Annotated in this window: 19 protein-coding genes; 4 read left to right on the top strand and 15 right to left on the bottom strand. The window is 71.1% G+C overall.

Annotated elements, in window-relative coordinates:
* Positions 1 to 124 precede the first annotated feature (124 nt).
* On the top strand, positions 125 to 1795 hold the full coding sequence (locus ACZ7D7_RS11890) for an alkaline phosphatase D family protein (RefSeq protein WP_470823925.1): 1671 nt from the start codon (positions 125 to 127) through the stop codon (positions 1793 to 1795).
* Between the two features lie 338 nt (positions 1796 to 2133).
* Complete coding sequence (locus tag ACZ7D7_RS11885) at positions 2134 to 3126, top strand: zinc metalloprotease (RefSeq protein WP_470823924.1); 993 nt, start codon at positions 2134 to 2136, stop codon at positions 3124 to 3126.
* Between the two features lie 2 nt (positions 3127 to 3128).
* Here the strand turns inward: ACZ7D7_RS11885 and ACZ7D7_RS11880 are convergent, their stop codons facing one another.
* Positions 3129 to 3701 carry a dienelactone hydrolase family protein gene (locus ACZ7D7_RS11880; RefSeq protein WP_470823923.1) on the bottom strand — a complete coding sequence of 191 codons (573 nt, stop codon included), beginning with the start codon at positions 3699 to 3701 and terminating at the stop codon, positions 3129 to 3131.
* An 85-nt stretch (positions 3702 to 3786) separates the two neighbouring features.
* Between ACZ7D7_RS11880 and ACZ7D7_RS11875 the strand changes: the two genes are divergently transcribed.
* Positions 3787 to 4935: a mechanosensitive ion channel family protein gene (locus ACZ7D7_RS11875; protein ID WP_470823922.1), complete on the top strand. Its 1149-nt coding sequence runs from the start codon at positions 3787 to 3789 to the stop codon at positions 4933 to 4935.
* A 21-nt stretch (positions 4936 to 4956) separates the two neighbouring features.
* Here the strand turns inward: ACZ7D7_RS11875 and ACZ7D7_RS11870 are convergent, their stop codons facing one another.
* From ACZ7D7_RS11870 to ACZ7D7_RS11845, 6 genes are all read right to left on the bottom strand, one after another.
* The gene (locus ACZ7D7_RS11870; protein WP_470823921.1) at positions 4957 to 5697 is read right to left on the bottom strand and encodes an SDR family NAD(P)-dependent oxidoreductase; all 741 of its coding nucleotides are present in this window, start codon (positions 5695 to 5697) and stop codon (positions 4957 to 4959) included.
* Between the two features lie 61 nt (positions 5698 to 5758).
* Complete coding sequence (locus ACZ7D7_RS11865) at positions 5759 to 7345, bottom strand: Na+/H+ antiporter (RefSeq protein ID WP_470823919.1); 1587 nt, start codon at positions 7343 to 7345, stop codon at positions 5759 to 5761.
* A gap of 124 nt (positions 7346 to 7469) precedes the next feature.
* Positions 7470 to 7940 (bottom strand): GNAT family N-acetyltransferase, encoded by a 471-nt coding sequence (locus tag ACZ7D7_RS11860; protein ID WP_470823917.1) that lies wholly within the window; start codon positions 7938 to 7940, stop codon positions 7470 to 7472.
* Positions 7937 to 8881 (bottom strand): RluA family pseudouridine synthase, encoded by a 945-nt coding sequence (locus tag ACZ7D7_RS11855; RefSeq protein ID WP_470823916.1) that lies wholly within the window; start codon positions 8879 to 8881, stop codon positions 7937 to 7939. The genes ACZ7D7_RS11860 and ACZ7D7_RS11855 overlap by 4 nt, the downstream gene beginning before the upstream one ends.
* A 61-nt stretch (positions 8882 to 8942) precedes the next feature.
* Entirely contained in the window at positions 8943 to 9581 is a 639-nt protein-coding gene (gene lspA / locus ACZ7D7_RS11850; protein WP_470823915.1) for a signal peptidase II, read from the bottom strand.
* A gap of 65 nt (positions 9582 to 9646) precedes the next feature.
* Positions 9647 to 10588 carry a TraR/DksA family transcriptional regulator gene (locus ACZ7D7_RS11845; RefSeq protein WP_470823914.1) on the bottom strand — a complete coding sequence of 314 codons (942 nt, stop codon included), beginning with the start codon at positions 10586 to 10588 and terminating at the stop codon, positions 9647 to 9649.
* 591 nt (positions 10589 to 11179) lie between these two features.
* Here ACZ7D7_RS11845 and ileS point away from each other — a divergent pair.
* Positions 11180 to 14323 carry an isoleucine--tRNA ligase gene (gene ileS, locus ACZ7D7_RS11840; protein WP_470823913.1) on the top strand — a complete coding sequence of 1048 codons (3144 nt, stop codon included), beginning with the start codon at positions 11180 to 11182 and terminating at the stop codon, positions 14321 to 14323.
* Between the two features lie 201 nt (positions 14324 to 14524).
* Here the strand turns inward: ileS and ACZ7D7_RS11835 are convergent, their stop codons facing one another.
* The 8 genes from ACZ7D7_RS11835 to murG all read right to left on the bottom strand — a co-directional run bounded on the left by ACZ7D7_RS11835 (position 14525) and on the right by murG (position 21660).
* Positions 14525 to 15631: a DivIVA domain-containing protein gene (locus ACZ7D7_RS11835; protein WP_470823912.1), complete on the bottom strand. Its 1107-nt coding sequence runs from the start codon at positions 15629 to 15631 to the stop codon at positions 14525 to 14527.
* Positions 15632 to 15684: 53 nt separating this feature from the next.
* Positions 15685 to 15969, bottom strand: coding sequence for a YggT family protein (locus tag ACZ7D7_RS11830; protein WP_030248691.1), 285 nt, complete (start codon positions 15967 to 15969; stop codon positions 15685 to 15687).
* A 61-nt stretch (positions 15970 to 16030) separates the two neighbouring features.
* Positions 16031 to 16672, bottom strand: a complete 642-nt coding sequence (locus tag ACZ7D7_RS11825; RefSeq protein ID WP_470823910.1) for a cell division protein SepF — start codon at positions 16670 to 16672, stop codon at positions 16031 to 16033.
* A 129-nt stretch (positions 16673 to 16801) separates the two neighbouring features.
* On the bottom strand, positions 16802 to 17521 hold the full coding sequence (locus tag ACZ7D7_RS11820) for a YggS family pyridoxal phosphate-dependent enzyme (protein WP_470823909.1): 720 nt from the start codon (positions 17519 to 17521) through the stop codon (positions 16802 to 16804).
* Between the two features lie 6 nt (positions 17522 to 17527).
* Positions 17528 to 18256 carry a peptidoglycan editing factor PgeF gene (gene pgeF / locus ACZ7D7_RS11815; RefSeq protein ID WP_470823907.1) on the bottom strand — a complete coding sequence of 243 codons (729 nt, stop codon included), beginning with the start codon at positions 18254 to 18256 and terminating at the stop codon, positions 17528 to 17530.
* The gene (gene ftsZ / locus ACZ7D7_RS11810) at positions 18253 to 19449 is read right to left on the bottom strand and encodes a cell division protein FtsZ (RefSeq protein WP_470823906.1); all 1197 of its coding nucleotides are present in this window, start codon (positions 19447 to 19449) and stop codon (positions 18253 to 18255) included. Before ftsZ ends, pgeF begins: the two co-directional genes overlap by 4 nt.
* A gap of 290 nt (positions 19450 to 19739) precedes the next feature.
* Complete coding sequence (locus ACZ7D7_RS11805) at positions 19740 to 20534, bottom strand: cell division protein FtsQ/DivIB (protein WP_470823905.1); 795 nt, start codon at positions 20532 to 20534, stop codon at positions 19740 to 19742.
* Positions 20535 to 20562: 28 nt separating this feature from the next.
* Positions 20563 to 21660, bottom strand: coding sequence for an undecaprenyldiphospho-muramoylpentapeptide beta-N-acetylglucosaminyltransferase (gene murG, locus ACZ7D7_RS11800; protein ID WP_470823903.1), 1098 nt, complete (start codon positions 21658 to 21660; stop codon positions 20563 to 20565).
* Positions 21661 to 21662 lie beyond the last annotated feature (2 nt).

Here is a 21662-nt window from a genome sequence, read left to right as displayed (position 1 = left end):
TCGCGGACTGGTTTCAGGGACTGACCCACGGACCGACTGCGCGGGCTGACCGCGCGCTGAAGAGCGGGCGAACTTTTGCGAGTTCGCCCGCTCTTGTTCCTACCGCTCAGTAATCTGATCGGCCGTGACCAGTCGATACAGATCAACAGAGAACGCGGGCTCACCCGACTCCCGCTCCCCGCGCCGCCGTACGGTCGTCAAGGCCGCGGCGGCCACCGCGGTGCTGGCCGGACCGCTCACCGGCGCGCTCCCCGCCCGCGCCGCCACCGACGCCCCCGCCTTCCTGCACGGCGTGGCCTCCGGCGACCCGCTGCCCGACGGCGTCCTGCTGTGGACGCGCGTGACGCCGACGCCCGAGGCGATACCCGGCTCGGGGACCGGACCGGCCACCGAAGTGAGCTGGATCGTCGCCAGGGACCGGGCGCTGACGAACGTCGTCGCCAAGGGTTCCCTCACCGCCACCGCCGCCTCCGACCACACCGTCAAGGCCGACATCCGCGGCCTGGAACCGGCGACCGACTACTGGTTCCGCTTCTCCGCGGGCGGCACCGACTCCCCCGTCGGCCGCACCCGCACGGCGCCCGCCGCCGGGGCCGCGGTCGCGAACCTCCGTCTCGGCGTGGTCTCCTGCGCCAACTGGGAGGCCGGCCACTTCGCCGCGTACCGCCACCTCGCCGCCCGCGGCGACCTGGACGCCTGGCTGCACCTCGGCGACTACATCTACGAGTACGGCACCGGCGAGTACGGCACGCGCGGCACGGTCGTCCGCCCGCACGAGCCCGCTCACGAGATCCTCACCCTCGCCGACTACCGCACCCGGCACGCCCATTACAAGACCGACCCGGACCTCCAGGCGCTGCACGCCGCGGCCCCGGTCGTCGCGATCTGGGACGACCACGAGTTCGCCAACGACGCCTGGTCGGGCGGCGCCGAGAACCACACCGAGGGCGCGGAGGGCGCCTGGGCCGCGCGGCAGGCCGCCGCCCGGCAGGCCTACTTCGAGTGGATGCCGGTCCGCCCGGCGATCGAGGGCACCACCTACCGCCGGCTGCGCTTCGGCAGGCTCGCCGACCTGTCCCTGCTCGACCTGCGCTCGTTCCGCTCGCAGCAGGTCTCGGCGGGCGACGGCGGCGTCGACGACCCGGAGCGCAGCCTCACCGGACGCGCCCAGCTCGACTGGCTGAAGGCCGGTCTGGCGGCGTCCGACACCACCTGGCGGCTGGTCGGCAACTCCGTGATGATCGCGCCGTTCGCGATCGGCTCGCTCTCGGCCGAACTGCTGAAGCCGCTCGCGGAGTTGCTGGGCCTGCCGAAGGAGGGCCTGGCGATCAACACCGACCAGTGGGACGGCTACACGGACGACCGGCGCGAGATCCTGAACCACCTGCGGTCCCACGCGATCCGCAACACCGTGTTCCTGACCGGCGACATCCACATGGCATGGGCGAACGACGTGCCGGTGAACGCGGGCACGTACCCGCTGTCGGCGTCCGCCGCCACGGAGTTCGTCGTCACCTCGGTCACCTCCGACAACCTCGACGACATCGTGAAGGTCCCCGAGGGCACGGTCTCGGCGGTCGCCGCCCCGCTGATTCGCGCCGCGAACCGGCACGTCCACTGGGTCGACACCGACCGCCACGGCTACGGCGTCCTGGACCTCACGGCCGAACGCGCGCAGATGGACTACTACGTCCTGTCCGACCGCACGAAGCGCGACGCGACCTCGGCCTGGGCCCGCTCGTACCGCACGCGCAGCGGCACCCAGAAGGTCGAGCGGGCCTACGACCCGGTGTAATTCCCGCCGACGCCTCCCCACAGGGTCGATTTTCGGCCAACCCCGACCGAGGGGTGAACCGTTAAGGAAAGATCACGTCACTACGGCGGGTGGTGTGAGCCGTGAGCCGAATCCGGACACACTGCCCGCCTGGTAAGCGAACCCGTTACGTCTGGATCTCAAACTCCGGACGACGGGACGTTTCTGCGCGGGACACTTTCCCGATTGCCCTTGTTTGCCGGTTATTTGATTGGGCTTGATCACTGCTCTTGTCGCATAGGCATGTCCACGTAATCTCCGGGCGGCGGCCAGGAAGATCCCTGTGCCCCTTTTCCCCACCGCATCCGCTAGGAGCCCGCATGCGTGCGCTTGCCCGGATATCGTCCCTGTCGCGCAGACGCCTTCTCGGTACGGCCGTCGTGGCCGGAACCCTTATGCTCACCCCCCTGTCCGCGCCCACCGGCATCGCCGCGGCCGACACCCCGGCCGCCGCCGAGTGCGTCGAGGACGCCCACACCCACTCCGCGGCCCGCGAGGCCCGCCCCGGCGCCGGCGAGCACGTCAAGGAGCCGAACGAGATCAGCGAGGCCCGCGCCCAGGCGATGGACGCCGACCTGCGCGCCAAGCTCGACAAGCTGCGCAAGAGCGGCCGCAGCACGAGCGCCGCCGCCAGCACGACCATCCCGGTCTACTTCCACGTCATCCACGACGGCGAGACCGGCAAGCTCAGCTCCGCCGACATCACCGCCCAGATGAACGTCCTGAACTCGGCCTACGCCGGCCAGGGCACCGGCAACACCGACTCGGGCTTCCAGTTCACGCTGGCCGGCACCGACTACACCAACAACGCCGCCTGGTACAACGTCGGCTACGGCTCGCCGGAGGAGAAGGCGATGAAGTCCGCCCTGCGCAAGGGCGGCGCGAACGCGCTCAACTTCTACACCGCCAACATCGGCGGCGGCCTCCTCGGCTGGGCCACCTTCCCGAGCTCCTACCGGTCCAACCCGACCATGGACGGCGTCGTCGTCCTGGACGCCTCCCTGCCGGGCGGTTCCGCCACCAACTACGACGAGGGCGACACCGCGACCCATGAGGTCGGCCACTGGATGGGCCTGTACCACACCTTCCAGGGCGGCTGCAACGGCAACGGCGACTACGTCACCGACACCCCGGCCGAGAAGAGCGCCGCGTACCAGTGCCCGACGGGCCGTGACACCTGCGCCAACAAGCCGGGCGTCGACCCGATCCACAACTTCATGGACTACACGTACGACGCGTGCATGTACCAGTTCACGGCGGGTCAGGTGACGCGCATGCAGGAGAACTGGGCCGCGTACCGGGCCGCTGGCTGACGTCAGGCGAGCGAGTCGAGGAAGCCGAGCGCCACCCGCCAGGTGGCCTCGGCGGCCTCCTCGTCGTAGTCCGGCAGGCCGGGGTCGGTGTAGAGGTGACCGGCCCCGGCGTATCTGTACACCTCGACGTCGGCGCCGGCCCGGCCCATCCGCAGGTACCAGGCGCTCAGCCAGTCGTCCGTCTCGAACGCGTCCGGCTCGGCCACGTGCAGCTGCACCGGCAGCCCGTCCACCGAGGCGCTCGCCGCGATGTCCGACGTGCCGTGCAGGAGCAGCAGCCCGCGCGCCTTGTCGTCACCGAGCGCCAGGGTCTGCGCGATGGACGCGCCGAGCGAGAAACCGGCGTACACCAGGCCCCGGTCCGAATAGGGCGCGGCGGCCAGCACGGCGCGCTTCAGCAGCTCGTCCTTGCCGATCTCGTCCTGGTGGGCCATGCCCTCCTCGACCGTGTCGAAGGTACGTCCGTCGAAGAGGTCGGGCGTCCACACCTCGTGTCCGGCGGCGCGCAGCCGGTCGGCCGCCGCGCGCACCGCGGGCCTGAGGCCGAAGGTCGAGTGAAAGAGCATGATGTTCATGAGGCCATGGTGCCAGGGGGCTCCGACAACGGCGTTCCCGAAGTCACATGTTCGTGACCCCCCGGTGCCGGTTAGGTTCGATGGCATGGAGAACCTGCTCCGCCCCTTGATCGTGGTCGGCGGTTCGGTCGTGCTCACCCTGGTGATCGGCTGGGCCACCGACCGTCTGCTGTGCAAGATCGACCAGCGGCACCCGGAGACCCCGATGTGGGGTCTGCTGCGCCGCGGCCGCATCCCGTACCAGCTCGTGCTGTGCGTCGCCCTCCTCAGAGGCGCCTACGACGAGGCGCGGGTGCTGGAGAGCCACGAGGTCGCCGTCGGCCGTGTCCTCACGCTGGTCCTGATCGGCGCCGCGGCCTGGCTGGTGATCCGCATGGCCGCGGCGGTCGTGGAGACGTCGTACTCGCGCTACGCCCGCAACCACCATGACGCCGCCCGGGTCCGCCGGGTGCGGACCCAGGTGACGCTGATCGTGCGGGTGGTGTCCGCGATCGTCGGCGTGGTCGCCGCCGCCGCGATGCTGCTGACGTTCCCCGCGATGCGCGCGGCGGGCGCCTCGCTGCTGGCCTCGGCGGGCATCCTCGGCATCGTCGCCGGTGTCGCCGCCCAGTCCACGCTGAGCAACATGTTCGCCGGGCTGCAGATCGCCTTCGGCGACATGGTCCGCATCGGCGACACGGTCGTGGTCGACGGGGAGTGGGGCACGGTCGAGGAGATCACCCTGACGTTCCTGACGGTGCGCACCTGGGACGAGCGCCGGATCACGATGCCCGTCTCGTACTTCACGTCCAAGCCGTTCGAGAACTGGTCGCGCGGCGGCGCGGAGATGACCGGCATCGTCTACTGGCACCTCGACCACGCGGCGCCGACGGACCTGATGCGCGAGAAGCTCCGCGACATCCTGCGCGAGTGCCCGGCCTGGGACGGCCGCGCCTGCAACCTGTCCGTCACGGACACCACGCCGAACACCATGCAGGTGCGGGCGCTGGTGACCGCCAAGGACGCGGACGACATCTGGACGGTGCGCGTCACGGTCCGCGAGCAGATGCTGCGCTGGCTCGCCGACCAGCACCCGTACGCCCTGCCCCGCGTCAACACCGCCGACGCGGCGGTGCCACCGCCCCGGGACGGCCGCGGCGCCGTGCCCGAGGGACGCCGGCCGTCGGCGGACGGCAGGCGTGCGGCGGGCGACGGCAAGGTCACGCGCCGCGCGCACGGCACGCCGCGGCACTGACGGCGCGCGCCGGCGCGGCGGTCAGTGGCCGCGCTCGGCGCCGCCGTTGACCTGCACGATCTGCGAGGTGATGTGCGCCGCGCCGTGCGACGCGAGCCAGTGCAGGGTCGCCGCGACGTCCCCGGGCGTCCCGGCGCGCCCGGTCGAGGTCTCGGCGACGAGCCGCTCGCGCCGGGCCTCCTCGACGGGCCCGCCGAAGAAGTCGGTCTCCTCGACGTACCCGGGCGCGACGACGTTCACGGTGATGCCGCGCGGTCCCAACTGCCGGGCCAGGTCGTGCGCGTACGGATGCAGCGCCGCCTTGGACGCCGCGTACGCCCCGCTGCCCGAGCCCCGGAAGGCGGCGATCGAGCTGAGGAACAGCACCCGCCCGCCGGGCTCGGCGAGCCGGTCCTTGAGCGCCTCGGTGAGCAGCACGGCGGTCAGGACGTTCAGCCGGAAGTTCAGCGTCCAGTCGTGCGCGACGGCGTCGAGCGGCTCGTCGCCCTCGAAGGCGGGCTCCAGGTTCCCGTTGCCGCCGGCGCTGTGGATCAGCACGTCCACGGCGCCGAGCTCCCGGGCCACGAAGTCGGCGACCCCGCGCACGGCACCCGGCTCGGCGAGATCGGCCGCACAGGTCAACGCCCCCGGCACGGCGGCCTTCTCCAGCACCTCGCCCCGGCGCCCGAGCAGCAGCACCCGGTCCCCGTCCCCGGCGAACACCTGCGCCGCGGCGAGCCCGATCCCGGTACCGCCCCCACTGATCACGACGTTGCGAGTCATGCGGGGAGCCTACCGAGCGAGCCCCGGAAGCCGGCGGACCTCCGGGCGGACCCCGCGAAGGTCACCGGAGGCTGCGCACGTCCAGGTGCCGCAGCACCCGGTCCACGATCTCCGGATCCGCCCCCGGCTCACTGCGCGCCGCGAGCACCTCGTGCCGCGCGGCGCTCAGCATCTCCCCCTGGATCCGCCGCACCCGCTTGATGCGCCGCACCCGCTGCTCATGGGCCTCCCGCCGCTCCTCCTCCCCGATGTCCGGGCTGATCCGCAGCCCGATGTCGAAGGCCCGCCGCAGCATCTGCTCGCTCATGTCCTCCGACAGCTCCTCGACCTCCTCGATCTCCTTCAGCCGCCGTTTCGCCGCCTTCGCCGCCCGCACCGCGAGCTGCTTCTCGAACTCCTTCTCCCGTTCCGTGTCGGACTGTACGCCCAGCCGCTTCACGAGCCACGGCAGCGTCGTCCCCTGGAACAGCAGCGTCGCCATGATGACCCCGAACGCGACGAACACGATCTCGTCCCGGGCGGGGAACGCCGTCCCGTCCTCGGTGTGCAGCGGAATGGCGAGCGCCAGCGCGGCGGAGGCGACGCCGCGCATCCCGGCCCACCAGATGACGACGGTCTCCCGCCAGCTCATCGGGATGTCCTCGTCGTGGTCGCGCCGGGCGTGCAGCCGCCGCGCCAGCCAGGTCGCCGGCAGCAGCCACAGCAGCCGTACGAGGACCACGACCAGGGCGACGGCGCCCGCCCAGCCGAGGAGTTCGCCCCACCGCCCGGACGCGGTCCGCACCGCGTTGTGCAGTTCGAGGCCGATCAGCCCGAAGGCGACCCCGGTGACGAGGGTGTCGACGACGTCCCAGAACGTGTGCCCGGCGAGCCGTGTCATGACGTCGTCGGCGTCGTGGGCGTACTCGGTGAGGAACAGGGCGGTGGTGAGCACGGCGAGCACACCGGAGCCGTGCAGTTCCTCGGCGAGGACGTAGGAGGCGTACGGCACGAGGAGGCTCAGGCCGATCTGCAGGGTCGCGTCGCCGAGGAGGTTCATCAGCTTGTTCGCGCCCCAGCCCAGCGCGAGCCCCAGCGCGACGGCGACGACGGCGGACAGCACCAGGTCGAGCCCGGCGTCCCACGCCGAGAAGGTCCCGCTGACGGCCGCCGCGATCGCCACGTGGTACAGGACGATGGCGGTCACGTCGTTGAAGAGGCCCTCGCCCTCCAGGATCGAGACCAGGCGGCGCGGCAGTCCGAGCCGTGCGGCCACGGCGGTGGCGGCGACCGGGTCGGGCGGCGCGACCAGCGCGCCCAGCGCCACGGCCGCGGCGAGCGGAATCCCCGGCACGACCGCGTCCGCCACGGCGGCCACGGCGACGGTGGTGACGAAGACGAGCGCCACCGCCAGCAGGAAGATCGGCCGCTTGTTGATCGTGAACTGCCGCCACGAGGTGCGCCGCACGGCCGCGTACAGCAGCGGCGGCAGCACCAGCGGCAGGATCAGGTCCGGCGGAACGTCGACGTTGGGCACGAAGCCCGGCAGCGCGAGGCCGATCCCGAGGACCGTCATCAGCACGGGCGAGGGCAGCCCCAGCCGTTCCCCGACCGGGACGCTCACCAGAGCCCCCAGCAACAGCACGAACAGCAGGGCCAACTGATCCACGGTCAGCGCTCCGGGGTCGGGACGTCACACGGACGCCCTCCACCCTGCCACGCCGACCCCACGACCAGCGGCTTCGGCGCAGTCGCCCGGCCGGCCGACCCGGTCGACCGGGCGATGGGGCGCGCTAGAGCGAGCGCCGCATCGCCCGGTGCGGCATGCCCGCGTCCGGGAACTCCGGTCCGTACGCCGCGTATCCGAGCCGCTCGTAGAAGCCCAGCGCCTGCGTCTGCGCGTGCAGGTCGACGGCCGTCAGCCCGCGCGCCCGCGCCGCCTCCTCGATGCCGCGCACCAGGGCGGCCCCGACGCCGCGTCCACGCGCGTCCTTCGTCACGGCGAGCCGTCCCAGGGAGCCCACCCGGGGATCCCCGCCGTTCTTCGCGGCGGCCGCCTCGCCGCACAGCAGCCGGCCGGTGCCGAGCGGTACACCGTCGTCGCGGACCGCCAGCACGTGCACCGCGCCGGGGTCGTACGCGTCGTACTCGATGTCCTCCGGTACGCCCTGCTCGCCGACGAAGACCTCCTTGCGCACCGCGAAGCACGCCTCACGATCGGCCGGGGCCTCGGCGACACGCACCGCGTACGACGGCCCGCTCACGCGTAGGTCTCCTCGCGGACCTGGTCCAGGGCCTTCCGCAGGTCCTCGGGATAGTCGCTGGCGTACTCCACCCACTCGCCGTCGCCGGGGTGCTCGAAGCCGAGCCGGACGGCGTGCAGCCACTGGCGGGTCAGGCCGAGCCGCTTGGCGAGCGTGGGGTCGGCGCCGTAGGTCAGGTCGCCGACGCAGGGGTGGCGGTGGGCCGCCATGTGGACGCGGATCTGGTGGGTGCGGCCGGTCTCCAGCTTCACGTCGAGCAGGGAGGCGGCGCGGAAGGCCTCCACCAGGTCGTAGTGCGTGACGGACGGCTTGCCCTCGGCGGTGACCGCCCACTTGTAGTCGTGCTGGGGGTGGCGGCCGATGGGCGCGTCGATCGTGCCGCTCGTCGGGTCGGGGTGGCCCTGCACGAGCGTGTGGTACCGCTTGTCGACCGTGCGCTCCTTGAACTGGCGCTTCAGCGACGTGTACGCGCGCTCCGACTTGGCGACGACCATCAGGCCCGACGTGCCGACGTCGAGGCGGTGCACGATGCCCTGGCGCTCGGAGGCGCCGGACGTCGAGATGCGGTAACCGGCGGCGGCGAGCCCGCCGATGACGGTCGGCCCGGTCCAGCCCGGCGACGGGTGCGCGGCGACGCCGACCGGCTTGACGATCACGACCACGTCGTCGTCGTCGTGCACGATCTCCATGCCCTCGACCGGCTCGGCGACCACCTGCACCGGCGCGGGCGCCTGCGGCATCTCGACCTCCAGCCAGGCGCCGCCGTGCACGCGCTCCGACTTGCCGACCACCGATCCGTCGACCATGACCTTCCCCGCGGCGGCGAGCTCGGCCGCCTTGGTCCGGGAGAAGCCGAACATGCGGGAGATGGCGGCGTCGACGCGCTCGCCCTCCAGGCCGTCGGGCACGGGCAGGGTACGGATCTCGGGAATCGTGCTCACCCGTCGAGTATGCCGGACCCGCCCGGTGCTCCCGACCGGGCCTGTGGACAAACGGGGGCGTTCAGTCCTTGTGGACCGTGCCGTCCGGGTCCAGGCCCCGGAACGACAGCAGCACGATCAGGATGCCGCCGCACACGATCGCCGAGTCGGCGAGGTTGAACACGGCGAAGTGCTTGGGCGCGATGAAGTCGACCACGGCGCCCTCGAAGACGCCCGGCGAACGGAAGATCCGGTCGGTGAGGTTGCCCAGCGCGCCACCGAGCAGCAGCCCGAGCGCGATCGCCCACGGCGTGCTGTACAGCTTGCGCGCCAGCCGGGCGATGACCACGATCACGACCGCCGCGATCACCGTGAAGATCACGGTGAAGGCCTCGCCGAAGCCGAAGGCCGCGCCCGCGTTGCGGATGGCCTCGAACTTCAGCCAGTCCCCGATGATCTCGATGGGCTCGTGGTGCTCCAGCTTGGCGACCACGATCATCTTGCTGATCAGGTCGAGGGCGTACGCGACGGCGGCGACCGTGAACAGCACGGCGATCCGGCGCTTGCCCCGGTGCCGCTCGCCCCCGGACTCCTCCGCCGCCCGCGCGGAGTCCTCGCCGGACGGCTCGCCCGGTGACGCGTTCTCCTCGGGCCGGTCCTGCCGCGCCCGCGCCGAGTCCGGGGTGTCCGGCGTACCGATGATGCGCTCCGCCTCTGCCACGTGAGTCCCTCAACCTAGGTACCTGACTGAGCACGAGGGTACGGCACGCCCGGACCCCGTCCCGATCAGTACCGCCGTTCCTGCTTCTGCTTGCACTCCACACACAGGGTGGCCCGCGGGAACGCCTGCATGCGGGCCTTGCCGATCGGGTTGCCGCAGTTCTCGCACAGGCCGTACGTACCGGCGTCCAGACGCTCGAGGGCGTGCTCGGTCTGGGTCAGCATCTCGCGCGCGTTGGCGGTCAGCGCCAGCTCGTGCTCGCGCGTGATGTTCTTGGTGCCGGTGTCCGCCTGGTCGTCGCCGGCGCCGTCCCCGGAGTCCCGCATCAGGCCGGCGAGGGAGCGCTCGGACTCGGCGATCTCGGTCTCCAGCCGTTCCTGCTCCGACTGCAGCCCCGCGCGGGCCTCCGCGACCTCTTCCGGTGTCCAGGGGTCCTCACCGGGGCGCACCGCGAGATCGCCGGGCTCCGCCGCGGCTGCCCGTGCCTTGGGAACGGCGGTCTTCGCCGCCGTGGCCGTGCCAGGAGTCTTCTTCGCAACCACCGTCGTGGCTCCCGTCTGCTCCGCGGCCTCAGCCGCGCCCGCCTTCTTGGCCGTGCTCTTCCCGGCGGCCGGTTTCCCGGCAGCCGCCTTGCTCCCGCCCGCGACCGCCTTCTTGGCGCCCGCCTTCTTCGCCGCGGCCTTCTTGGCCACCGTCTTCCCGCCCGGCGCCGCGGTCGCCTTCTTGGCCGGGGCCTTCTTCGCCGCGGCCCTCTTGGCGCCGGTCTTCTCCGCCGCCGCCTCCTTGGCGACCGCTTTCTCCACGGCCGCCGCCTTCTCGGTCACCGCCCTCTCGCCGGTCGCCGTCGCCGTCGCCGTCTCCTTCCCCCCGCTCGCCGTCTTCCTCGTCCCGCTCGCCGACTTCTTCGTCCCGGTCGCCGTCTTCTTCGCGGCGGCCTTCTTCACCCGCGTCGCCGCGCCGCCCGCCCCGGCCGCCGAGCCTCCCTGTGTGCTCTTCTTCGCCACCATGGCCGCGGCCCCTTCACATATTGTGATCTTGCTCGCGAATCGTGCTGGGACGATAAATCGACTTGAGTCCCGCGGCAACGGGGCACACCGCCCGATTCGCCCGCCTCGCGGATCGCACGCGGCGAGCATGCATGCGTTGTGCCCAGCTCCCCGCCGGGTAATCCGCCGAGCCGGACGTCCGGGGATTCGAACGGACACACCGTGCCATTCGTGTCATACAGGACCAAACACACCCCGCCCCTCGGGCGCTCGAAAACCGGTCGGCCACTGTCCGCGCGGCGCCGTACACTGGGGGCAGCGAAAAGCGTGGATGGGGACGAGTAGCGGCGTACGCAGCCCAGAGCGACCCGGGGACGGTGTGAGCCCGGGGGCGAGCGCGGCGTGAAGATCACCCCGGAGCCGCCGGAAGAAAGCCCAGCGGGGCGAGTAGAACCGGCTTCGCGCCCCAATGAGGGGGCTCACCGCCGCACACCACGCGCGCGGGGAGCCAAGGAGGGTGGTACCGCGGGAGCGCGCCGCACACGGCGTAGACGAACAGACAAGGCTCTCGTCCCTCCGACGGAAGGCAGTACGTCCGCCGGAGGAAGATCGATGACGCAGTACCGCCAGGTGCCCGCCCAGGTCGACCTGCCCGCCCTCGAGCACGCGGTGCTCGACTTCTGGCGCGAGCAGAAGATCTTTGCCAAGAGCCTGGAGCAGTCCGAGGGCCGCCCCGAGTGGGTGTTCTACGAGGGCCCGCCCACCGCCAACGGCATGCCTGGCGCCCACCACATCGAGGCCCGCGTCTTCAAGGACGTCTTCCCCCGCTTCCGCACCATGCGCGGCTACCACGTGGGCCGCAAGGCCGGCTGGGACTGCCACGGCCTCCCGGTCGAGCTCGCGGTCGAGAAGGAGCTGGGCTTCTCCGGCAAGAAGGACATCGAGGCGTACGGCATCGCCGAGTTCAACGCCAAGTGCCGCGCGTCCGTGCTCCGCCACACGGACGCCTTCGCCGAGCTGACGACCCGCATGGGCTACTGGGTCGACCTCGACGACGCGTACGTGACCATGGAGCCCGAGTACATCGAGTCGGTCTGGTGGTCGCTGAAGGAGATCTTCAAGAAGGGCCTGCTGGTCCAGGACCACCGCGTCGCCCCTTGGTGCCCCCGCTGCGGCACGGGCCTGTCGGACCACGAGCTGGCGCAGGGCTACGAGACGGTCGTCGACCCGTCCGTCTACGTCCGCTTCCCGCTCACCTCCGGCCCCCTCGCCGGCGAGGCCTCGCTCCTGGTGTGGACGACCACGCCCTGGACGCTGGTCTCCAACACCGCGGTCGCCGCGCACCCCGACGTCACCTACGTCGTCGCGACGAACCCCGAGGGCACGGAGAAGCTCGTCGTCGCCGAGCCGCTGGTCGAGAAGGCGCTCGGCGAGGGCTGGGAGGCCACCGGGCAGCGCTTCACGGGCGCCGAGATGGAGCGCTGGACGTACCGGCGCCCGTTCGAGCTGGTCGAGTTCACCGAGCCCGCCCACTACGTGGTGAACGCGGACTACGTCACGACCGAGGACGGCACGGGTCTGGTCCACCAGTCCCCCGCCTTCGGTGAGGACGACCTCAAGGTCTGCCGCGCCTACGGCCTGCCGGTCGTGAACCCGGTCCGCCCCGACGGCACCTTCGAGGAGGACGTCCCGCTCGTCGGCGGCGTCTTCTTCAAGAAGGCCGACGAGAAGCTCACCGCCGACCTCGACGCCCGCGGCCTGCTGTTCAAGCACCTCCCGTACGAGCACAGCTACCCGCACTGCTGGCGCTGCCACACCGCGCTGCTGTACTACGCGCAGCCGTCCTGGTACATCCGCACCACGGCCGCCAAGGACCGCCTCCTCCAGGAGAACGAGAAGACCAACTGGTTCCCGGACACCGTCAAGCACGGCCGGTTCGGCGACTGGCTGAACAACAACATCGACTGGGCGCTGTCCCGCAACCGCTACTGGGGCACCCCGCTGCCCATCTGGCGATGCGAGGACGACCACCTCACCTGCGTCGGCTCGCTCACCGAGCTGGGCGAACTGACCGGCACGGACCAGTCCGGCCTCGACCCGCACCGCCCGTTCATCGACGACGTGACCTTCACCTGCCCCGAGGGCGGCTGCGGGAAGACGGCCACGCGCGTGCCGGAGGTCATCGACGCCTGGTACGACTCGGGTTCGATGCCGTTCGCGCAGTGGGGCTACCCGTACAAGAACAAGGAACTGTTCGAGTCCCGCTACCCGGCGCAGTTCATCTCCGAGGCCATCGACCAGACCCGCGGCTGGTTCTACACGCTGATGGCGGTCGGCACCCTGGTCTTCGACAAGTCGTCCTACGAGAACGTCGTGTGCCTCGGCCACATCCTCGCTGAGGACGGCCGCAAGATGTCCAAGCACCTCGGCAACATCCTGCAGCCCATCCCGCTGATGGACCAGCACGGCGCCGACGCCGTCCGCTGGTTCATGGCGGCCGGCGGCTCCCCGTGGGCGGCCCGCCGCGTCGGCCACGGCACCATCCAGGAGGTCGTCCGCAAGACGCTCCTGACGTACTGGAACACGGTCGCCTTCCAGGCCCTGTACGCCCGTACGACGGGCTGGGCGCCGAGCGGGGCCGACCCCGCGCCCGCCGACCGCCCGCTGCTGGACCGCTGGCTGCTGTCCGAACTGCACGCGCTCACCGACCAGGTGACCACGTCCCTGGAGGCGTACGACACCCAGCGGGCCGGCAAGCTGCTGTCCGCGTTCGTCGACGACCTCTCCAACTGGTACGTGCGCCGCTCCCGGCGCCGCTTCTGGCAGGGCGACAAGGCCGCGCTGCGCACCCTGCACGAGGTGCTGGAGACAGTCACGAAGCTGATGGCGCCGATCACCCCGTTCATCACCGAGCGGGTGTGGCAGGACCTGGTCGTGCCGGTCAGCCCGGACGCCCCGGAGTCGGTGCACCTGTCGGCGTGGCCGGAGGCGGACCTGTCCGCCATCGACCCGGAGCTGTCGAAGCAGATGGTGCTGGTGCGCCGCCTCGTGGAGCTCGGCCGGGCCACGCGCGCGGAGTCGGGCGTCAAGACCCGTCAGCCGCTGAGGCGCGCGCTGATCGCCGCCACGGGCTTCGCCGCCCTCGACCGCGAACTGCACACGCAGATCACGGAGGAGCTGAACGTCGAGTCCCTGGCGTCCCTCTCCGAGGTGGGCGGCTCCCTGGTCGACACCACGGCGAAGGCCAACTTCCGCGCGCTCGGCAAGCGGTTCGGCAAGCGCGTCCAGGACGTCGCCAAGGCCATCGCCAACGCCGACGCGGCCGCGCTGTCCCTCGCCCTGCGCGAGGGCACGGCGTCGGTGGAGGTCGACGGCGAGACCGTCACCCTCGCCCCGGACGAGGTGATCATCACCGAGACCCCGCGCGAGGGCTGGTCGGTGGCCTCCGACGCGGGAGCCACGGTCGCGCTCGACCTGGAGATCACCGAGGAGCTGCGCCGCGCCGGCCTGGCCCGTGACGCGATCCGCCTGATCCAGGAGGCCCGCAAGAACAGCGGCCTCGACGTCGCCGACCGCATCGCGCTGCGCTGGACGGCGAAGGACCCGGCCACGACCGCCGCGCTGACCGAGCACGCGTCGCTGATCTCCGACGAGGTCCTCGCCACGGACTACGCCGAGGGCGAGGCGGACGACACGTTCGGCGAGCCGTTCGCCGACGAGGGTCTGTCCCTGACGTTCCGCCTGCGCAAGGCGTAACGCCCGGCGCGAAGGCCCGGGCCCGCCAAGAATCTTGGTGGGCCCGGGCCTTCGGCGTTGCGTACGCCGGACAGATGCCCCACATCTCGAACAACCACGGCAAAAGCCCCGAACGCGCGTAGCACAAAGGCGGGGCCCCGGACCAAAAGATCCGGGGCCCCGCCCTGAACGCTGCCGACGCCTACGGCGTACTACAACCCGTCAGTTGTCGTCCTCGTCGATGAGGAACCCGCGCATCGGGGAGGGAGCCTGTCCCATCGGAGCCGGGCCCTGCGGGCGGACCGGCGCCATCGGCTGGGTCATGGCCGGCGACATCTGCTGCTGACCGCCGTAGGACGGACCGCCGGACGGGCCGGGGTTGCCGCCCATCGTCTGGTTGCCGCCGCCGTACGACGGGGCGCTCGCGCCGGCCGGGGCCATGGAGGGCGCCGGGGACGGCGGGAGGGACGCGGTCGCGGGCTGGCGCGGCGGGGCGAGCGAGTCGTCCGCCTGCGTCTCCAGCTGGCGCAGCTGCGACTCCAGGTAGGACTTCAGCCGCGTGCGGTACTCGCGCTCGAAGCCGCGCAGGTCCTCGACCTTGCGCTCCAGCGTGGCGCGGGCGGACTCCAGGGAGCCCATCGCGACGCGGTGCTTCTCCTGCGCGTCCCGCTCCAGGGCGTCGGCCTTGGCACGGGCGTCACGCTCGAGGCCCTCGGCACGCGAACGCGCCTCGCCCACGATCTTGTTGGCCTCGGAACGGGCCTCGGCGATCGCCTGGTCGGCGGTCTGCTGGGCCAGCGACAGGACGCGCGCGGCGCTGTCGCCACCGGGGCCACCCTGACCGGGCATGCCGGGACCGCCCATGGGGCCGCCCATCGGGCCACCGGGGCCCATCTGGCCCTGCATCGGGCCCTGGCCCATCGGACCCTGGCCCATGGGGCCGGGACCCTGCGGACCACCCTGACCGCCGGGGCCGGCGGGCAGCTGCGGGGCACCGCTCGGCAGCTGGGGCGGGCCACCCATGGGGCCACCCATCTGCTGCTGCGGCGGGCCCGATATGCCGGCGGGCACCGGAGCGCCGGGACCTCGCATGCCCTGCTGCTGCTGGTCCTGCTCGGGCGGACCCTTGCGCATGTTCTGCTGATTCTGGGCAGCAGCGCGCGTAGCGGCGGCGAGTTTGGCGCGCAGGTCCTCGTTCTCGCGGAGCAGTCGCGTCAGTTCGGCTTCGACCTCGTCGAGGAAGGCATCGACCTCGTCCTCGTCATAGCCTTCTCGGAGGCGGACGGTCGTGAACTGCTTGTTCCGCACGTCCTCGGGGGTCAACGGCATCTCTTCACCTCAACGTAGTCGTCGGCATTCGGCAAGACGGTAGGTCACATCGCTCACAGCCGGCTCACGATCGAGATCAGGATGTAGACGATGATCATCAGTACGAAGAAGGACAGGTCGAGCGCCACGCCCCCGAGACGCAACGGCGGGATGACCCGCCGCAGAAGCTTGAGCGGTGGATCAGTGACAGTGTAGGTGGCCTCCAGAACGACCACCATCGCCTTGCCGGGTTGCCACGAGCGGGCGAACTGGAAGACGTAGTCCATGACCAACCGGAAGATCAGCACGATGAGGAAGCACATCAGCGCGATGTAGACGACATCCAAGACCACGCTCATGACTCGTGCTTCCCTCTCCCCTGCCTGCGTACTTCCAAAGTACTTCTACCGGTCGTGCGTCTCAGCTCTGGTTGAAGAACCCGCCCTCTGCGATGCGGGCCTTGTCCTCCGCCGTGACATCGACGTTAGCAGGCGACAACAGGAACACCTTCTGCGTCACCCGCTCGATGCTGCCGTGAAGACCAAACACCAAACCGGCCGCAAAGTCGACAAGTCGCTTGGCGTCTGTGTCATCCATCTCAGTCAGATTCATGATCACCGGGGTGCCCTCACGGAAGTGTTCCCCGATGGTACGGGCCTCGTTGTAGGTCCTGGGGTGCAACGTGGTGATCCGGTAAGGCTCTCGTTCGGACACGACCTTGGGCATGATCACCGGTGCGTTCTTCTCCAGGGACTGACGTTCTTGTGTGATGGACGCCACGGGCGCGATCCGCGCCGGGCGGCTGGATTCCGCGGGTAGCGAAGCGGACTGCGCCACCGGCTCGCGCGGCGCCGGAGGCTGCACCACTCGCACCGATTCGTCCCTTTGGGACTGGTGTGCACCGTGCGACTGGTGCGACGGCTCGTGCCGCCGGTGGTCCCGCTCGGGCTCGGGATCGAGTTCGGGTTCGAAGTCGTCGTCGGGATCGAATCCCCGGCCGTCGTACCCATCGTCCTCCACGAGGCCGAGGTAGACCGCCATCTTGCGCATCGCGCCGGCCATGCTCTGAGTCCTCCGCTCTGTGGTGGATCGGCTGACGACTGCCAAGTGCCCGCGATCCACGAGGTCGTTTTGACCGCCTTTCGGCGGTAATGACCATATTTTCTGCTGTGGTCCGACTTCTTGGCGACGTTACCCGAGCCTGGGGCGGACTCCGAGTACCGCAGTGCCGACGCGCACATGTGTCGCCCCGGCCGCCACGGCCTGCTCGAGATCCGCACTCATCCCTGCCGAGACCATGTTGGCAGCCGGATAGGCTCGGCGCAGGTGGGTCGACAAATCCATCAACCGCTCGAACGCCTCCTGTTGGCGCCCCGCGTACTCGCCGGTCAGCGGAGCGACGGTCATCAGACCGTCGAGCCGCAGCCCCGGCGAACGGGCGACCATGTCGGCCAACTCTTCGATTCCCGCCGGGGCCACGCCACCGCGCTCCCCGCGCGCGCTCTCCCCGGCGTCGAGCGCGACCTGAAGGAGGCAGCCCACCTCGCGCCCGGCCCGCGCCGCCTCCTTGGACAGAGTTGTGACAAGCCTGGAACGATCGACCGACTGCACGACGTCGGCATAACCGACCACGGATCGCACCTTGTTGGTCTGCAACTGACCGACGAAGTGCCACGAGAGGGGCAGATCCGAACACTCGGCGGCCTTGGGCGCCGCGTCCTGGTCCCGGTTCTCGGCGACGTGGCGCACACCGAGTTCCGACAGGATCCGCACATCGCTCGCCGGGTAGGTCTTGGTGACCACGATCAGGGTCACCTCCTCCCGCTTGCGGCCGGCAGCCACGCACGCGGCGGCGATGCGCTCTTCCACTTTCGCCAGGTTTCCGGCGAGTTCGTCCCTACGGTCCGTCATGCCCCATCAGTCCAGCCAGACATAGCCGGCGAGCCGCCCGGTGGTGCGGTCGCGGCGGTACGAGAAGTGGTCGCCCGATTCGAGCGTGCACACCGGCGACTGCTCCCGGTCGCGCACCCCGAGCCGCTCGAGCTGCGCGTGCACTCCGGCGCTCACGTCGACCGCCGGTGTGCCCCACGTGGTCACGGCGTGCGCCGCCGGTTCGAGGGCGGCGACGTCGGCCCTCATGTCCTCCGGCACCTCGTAGCACCGGCCGCACACGGCGGGCCCGGTGCGGGCGACGATGCGGGAGGGCTCGGCGCCGAGCCCGGTCATCGCCCGTACGGCGGCGGGGACGACCCCGGCGACCAGGCCGGGCCGGCCCGCGTGGGCCGCGGCGACGACACCGGCGACGGGGTCGGCGAGCAGCACGGGCACGCAGTCCGCGGTGAGGACGGCGAGGGCGAGGCCGCGGCGCGCGGTGACGATCGCGTCGACCTCGGGCACGGGGCGCGCGCCCCACGGCTCCTCGACCACGGCGACGTCGTTGCCGTGCACCTGGTTCATCCAGACCACGCGGGCCGGGTCGATCCCGAGGGACTTGGCGGCGAGTTCGCGGTTGGTGCGCACGGCGTCGGGGTCGTCGCCGACCGCGCCGCCGAGATTGAGCTCCTCGTACGGAACGGCGCTCACCCCGCCCCACCTGTCGGTGAAGGCGAAGTGCGCGCCGTTCGCGGTGTCGCGCTGTCCTATCACTTGAGGAAGTCCGGCACGTCCAGTTCCTCGGCCGCGCTGTCCGAGTAGGTGCGCGGCGCCGGCGGGACCGGCGGGGCGACCGGGATCTCGTTGACCGGCTCCGGCTTGGGCTCCGCGTCCTCCTTCGGCGTGACGCTGCCGAGCGAGCCGAAGGACGGGCGGCTCTCCTGCTGCTGCCGCACCGGAGCGGGCTCCTCGCGCTTGGCCGAGGACGAGCCGAGGACGTTGTCCCGCTTGTTGGGCGGCTGGCCGCCGTCGAAGCCGGCCGCGATCACGGTGACCCGCACCTCGTCGCCGAGGGCGTCGTCGATGACCGCGCCGAAGATGATGTTGGCCTCGGGGTGGGCGGCCTCGCTCACGAGCTGGGCGGCCTCGTTGATCTCGAACAGGCCGAGGTCGCTGCCGCCGGAGATGGAGAGCAGGACGCCCCGGGCGCCGTCGATGGACGCCTCGAGCAGCGGGGAGGAGATCGCCATCTCGGCCGCGGCCACCGCGCGGTCGTCGCCGCGGGCCGAGCCGATGCCCATGAGAGCCGAACCGGCCTCGGACATGACCGACTTGACGTCGGCGAAGTCGAGGTTGATCAGGCCGGGCGTGGTGATGAGGTCGGTGATGCCCTGCACACCGGAGAGCAGGACCTGGTCGGCCGACTTGAACGCGTCGAGCACCGAGACCTGGCGGTCCGAGATGGACAGCAGCCGGTCGTTCGGGATGACGATGAGGGTGTCGACCTCTTCACGGAGCTCGGCGATGCCGTCCTCGGCCTGGTTCGCGCGGCGCCGTCCCTCGAAGGTGAACGGGCGCGTGACCACGCCGATGGTGAGGGCGCCGAGCGAGCGGGCGATGTTGGCCACGACGGGCGCGCCGCCGGTGCCGGTGCCGCCGCCTTCACCGGCTGTCACGAAGACCATGTCGGCCCCCTTGAGGACCTCCTCGATCTCCTCGCGGTGGTCCTCGGCGGCCTTGCGGCCGACGGCCGGGTTGGCTCCGGCGCCGAGTCCGCGGGTGAGTTCACGGCCGACGTCGAGCTTGACGTCGGCGTCGCTCATCAACAGAGCTTGCGCGTCGGTGTTGATGGCGATGAACTCGACGCCCTTGAGACCGACCTCGATCATCCGGTTGATGGCATTGACACCACCGCCGCCGACACCGATGACTTTGATGACTGCGAGGTAGTTCTGCGGTGCTGCCACGTCGAAGGCCTCTCGCCTCGAGTTACGTGTCGTCGAATCACCGTAACGCGGCTTGCGCTCCGCGATCCGACGACTGATGCCGAATGGGACGGTCCGTTTCGCCGACCCGAACCCTAACGCTGAAGTTTAGGGTTACCAGTGTGCCTGTTTGCTGGACTCTTCTGAACAGGACACTAAGTCGACAAGTGGCGCCCGTTCAACGAACACGCCGAACCTCCCGTTTTTCTTTTCACCCTATGTGATCAGGCACGGCGACGCCCAACCAGGGTGCTGGCCTGCGCGGATGTGCGTCAACTCCCCGATGACGCAGGGGCGGTGGGAACGCTGACATCGAAGTGCCCGGCGTCCGGGGTCGCTTTCATCAGCGCCGTGAGCGTGCGAGACTTCGCCCCGCCCTTCTCGCTGCTCCCCCACGCGACGGTGCGCCCGTCGGCCAGCTCGAGCGAGATGTCGTCGTAGGAGCGGACCTTGACGCTCCGGGTGTCCCGGGCGACCGCGCCCGGGAGGTCACCGGCGACCCGCACCGCCTCGCGCACCAGCCTCGCCTCGTCGAAGCGGCGCAGGCTCGCCGCGGCCGAACCGGACCGGGCGAGGCTCAATTCGAGCAGTGGAACGCCTTTCGGAGCCCGGGTAACCGTGGCGAAACGGACACCGTCGTCGTCGACTTCCACGTACTTTCCGGACTTTTGGACAAGGAGCACCGGCTTGCGCTCGGTCACTTTCAGTCCGATTCCGTGCGGCCACGAACGCACCACGTCCACCGTGTCGATCCGCGGCAGTTTCTCCCGCAGCCGCGCCTCGATGCCGTCGGTGTCGACGGACACGAGCGGCGCCCCCACGGGCACGTCGGCCGCCTCACGGACCTGAGTCTGCGTCAGCACGCGCGTACCGGAGACGGTCACGCGCTCGACGCGCAGCCAGTTCGACCCGTAGAGCAGCCACACGGCCCCCGCGGTCAGCAGGACCAGGGCGAGGGCCGCGACGGCGACGATCCGGAGGCGGCGCGGTCCGAGGTGCCGCACGACGGGCGGACCGGACGACTCCTGCTGGCGTTCACCGCGCTCGGCGGTCGTCGTTCCGGCCACGCCCGTCCCTGCCTTCCCTCACATGTGTCTAGCGATGTGCACGATGCGCGGCGATCGCCTCGTACACCATGCCGACGAGCAAGTCGTCGGCGTCCCGGCGGCCGAACTCGGCGGCGGCGCGGGACATCTCGTACAACCGGTGCGGGTCGGCGAGCACGGGCAGCACGTTCTGCTGCACCCACTGCGGGGTGAGTTCCGCGTCGTCCACCAGCAGGCCGCCGCCGGCCTTCACCACCGGCTGGGCGTTCAGCCGCTGTTCGCCGTTGCCGATGGGCAGCGGGACGTAGGCGGCCGGGAGCCCGACGGCGGAGAGTTCGGCGACGGTCATCGCGCCCGCGCGGCAGAGCATCATGTCGGCGGCGGCGTACGCGAGGTCCATCCGGTCCAGGTAACTTACCGGGATGTACGGGGGCATCCCCGGCATCTGGTGCACCTGCGGCAGTTCGTTCTTCGGGCCGACCGCGTGCAGGATCTGGATGCCGGCCTGCTGGAGGTAGGGCGCGACCTGCTGGACGACCTCGTTGAGGCGGCGGGCGCCCTGCGAGCCGCCGGAGACCAGCAGCGTCGGCAGGTTGGGGTCGAGGCCGAACATCGCGCGGGCCTCGGGACGGGCCGCGGCCCGGTCGAGGGTGGCGATGGAGTGGCGCAGCGGGATGCCGATGTAGCGCGAGTTGCGCAGCTTGCTGTCCGGGGTGGCGACGGCGACCTGCGAGGCGTAGCGCGAGCCGATCTTGTTGGCCAGGCCGGGACGGGCGTTGGCCTCGTGGATGACGATCGGAACGCCGAGCCGCTTGGCCGCGAGGTAGCCGGGCAGGGCGACGTAGCCGCCGAAGCCGACGACGCAGTCGGCCTTGGTGCGCTCCAGGATCTGCTCGGTCGCCTTGATCGTGCCGCGCAGCCGGCCCGGGACGGTGATCAGCTCGGGGGTGGGCTTGCGCGGCAGCGGTACGGCCGGGATCAACGCCAGCTCGTAGCCCCGCTCGGGCACGAGCCGGGTCTCCAGACCGCGCTCCGTGCCCAGGGCCGTGATGCCCACGGTCGGGTCCTGCCTGCGCAGGGCGTCCGCGAGGGCGAGCGCGGGCTCGATGTGGCCCGCGGTTCCTCCGCCGGCGAGTACGACATGCACCG

The sequence above is a fragment of the Streptomyces sp. NPDC037054 genome (assembly GCF_055606745.1).
Note: the sequence above shows the minus strand (reverse complement) of the source record. Positions and strands in the feature narration are given on the sequence as shown.

Coding starts and splice junctions, on each gene's coding strand:
- ACZ7D7_RS11825 (WP_470823910.1), bottom strand. CDS start 16,672: ATGGCCGGCGCGATGCGCAAGATGGCGGTCTACCTCGGCCTCGTGGAG.
- ACZ7D7_RS11830 (WP_030248691.1), bottom strand. CDS start 15,969: ATGAGCGTGGTCTTGGATGTCGTCTACATCGCGCTGATGTGCTTCCTC.
- ACZ7D7_RS11870 (WP_470823921.1), bottom strand. CDS start 5,697: ATGACTCGCAACGTCGTGATCAGTGGGGGCGGTACCGGGATCGGGCTC.
- ACZ7D7_RS11880 (WP_470823923.1), bottom strand. CDS start 3,701: ATGAACATCATGCTCTTTCACTCGACCTTCGGCCTCAGGCCCGCGGTG.
- ACZ7D7_RS11845 (WP_470823914.1), bottom strand. CDS start 10,588: ATGGTGGCGAAGAAGAGCACACAGGGAGGCTCGGCGGCCGGGGCGGGC.
- ACZ7D7_RS11885 (WP_470823924.1), top strand. CDS start 2,134: ATGCGTGCGCTTGCCCGGATATCGTCCCTGTCGCGCAGACGCCTTCTC.
- ACZ7D7_RS11835 (WP_470823912.1), bottom strand. CDS start 15,631: ATGCCGTTGACCCCCGAGGACGTGCGGAACAAGCAGTTCACGACCGTC.
- ACZ7D7_RS11875 (WP_470823922.1), top strand. CDS start 3,787: ATGGAGAACCTGCTCCGCCCCTTGATCGTGGTCGGCGGTTCGGTCGTG.
- ACZ7D7_RS11820 (WP_470823909.1), bottom strand. CDS start 17,521: ATGACGGACCGTAGGGACGAACTCGCCGGAAACCTGGCGAAAGTGGAA.
- ileS (WP_470823913.1), top strand. CDS start 11,180: ATGACGCAGTACCGCCAGGTGCCCGCCCAGGTCGACCTGCCCGCCCTC.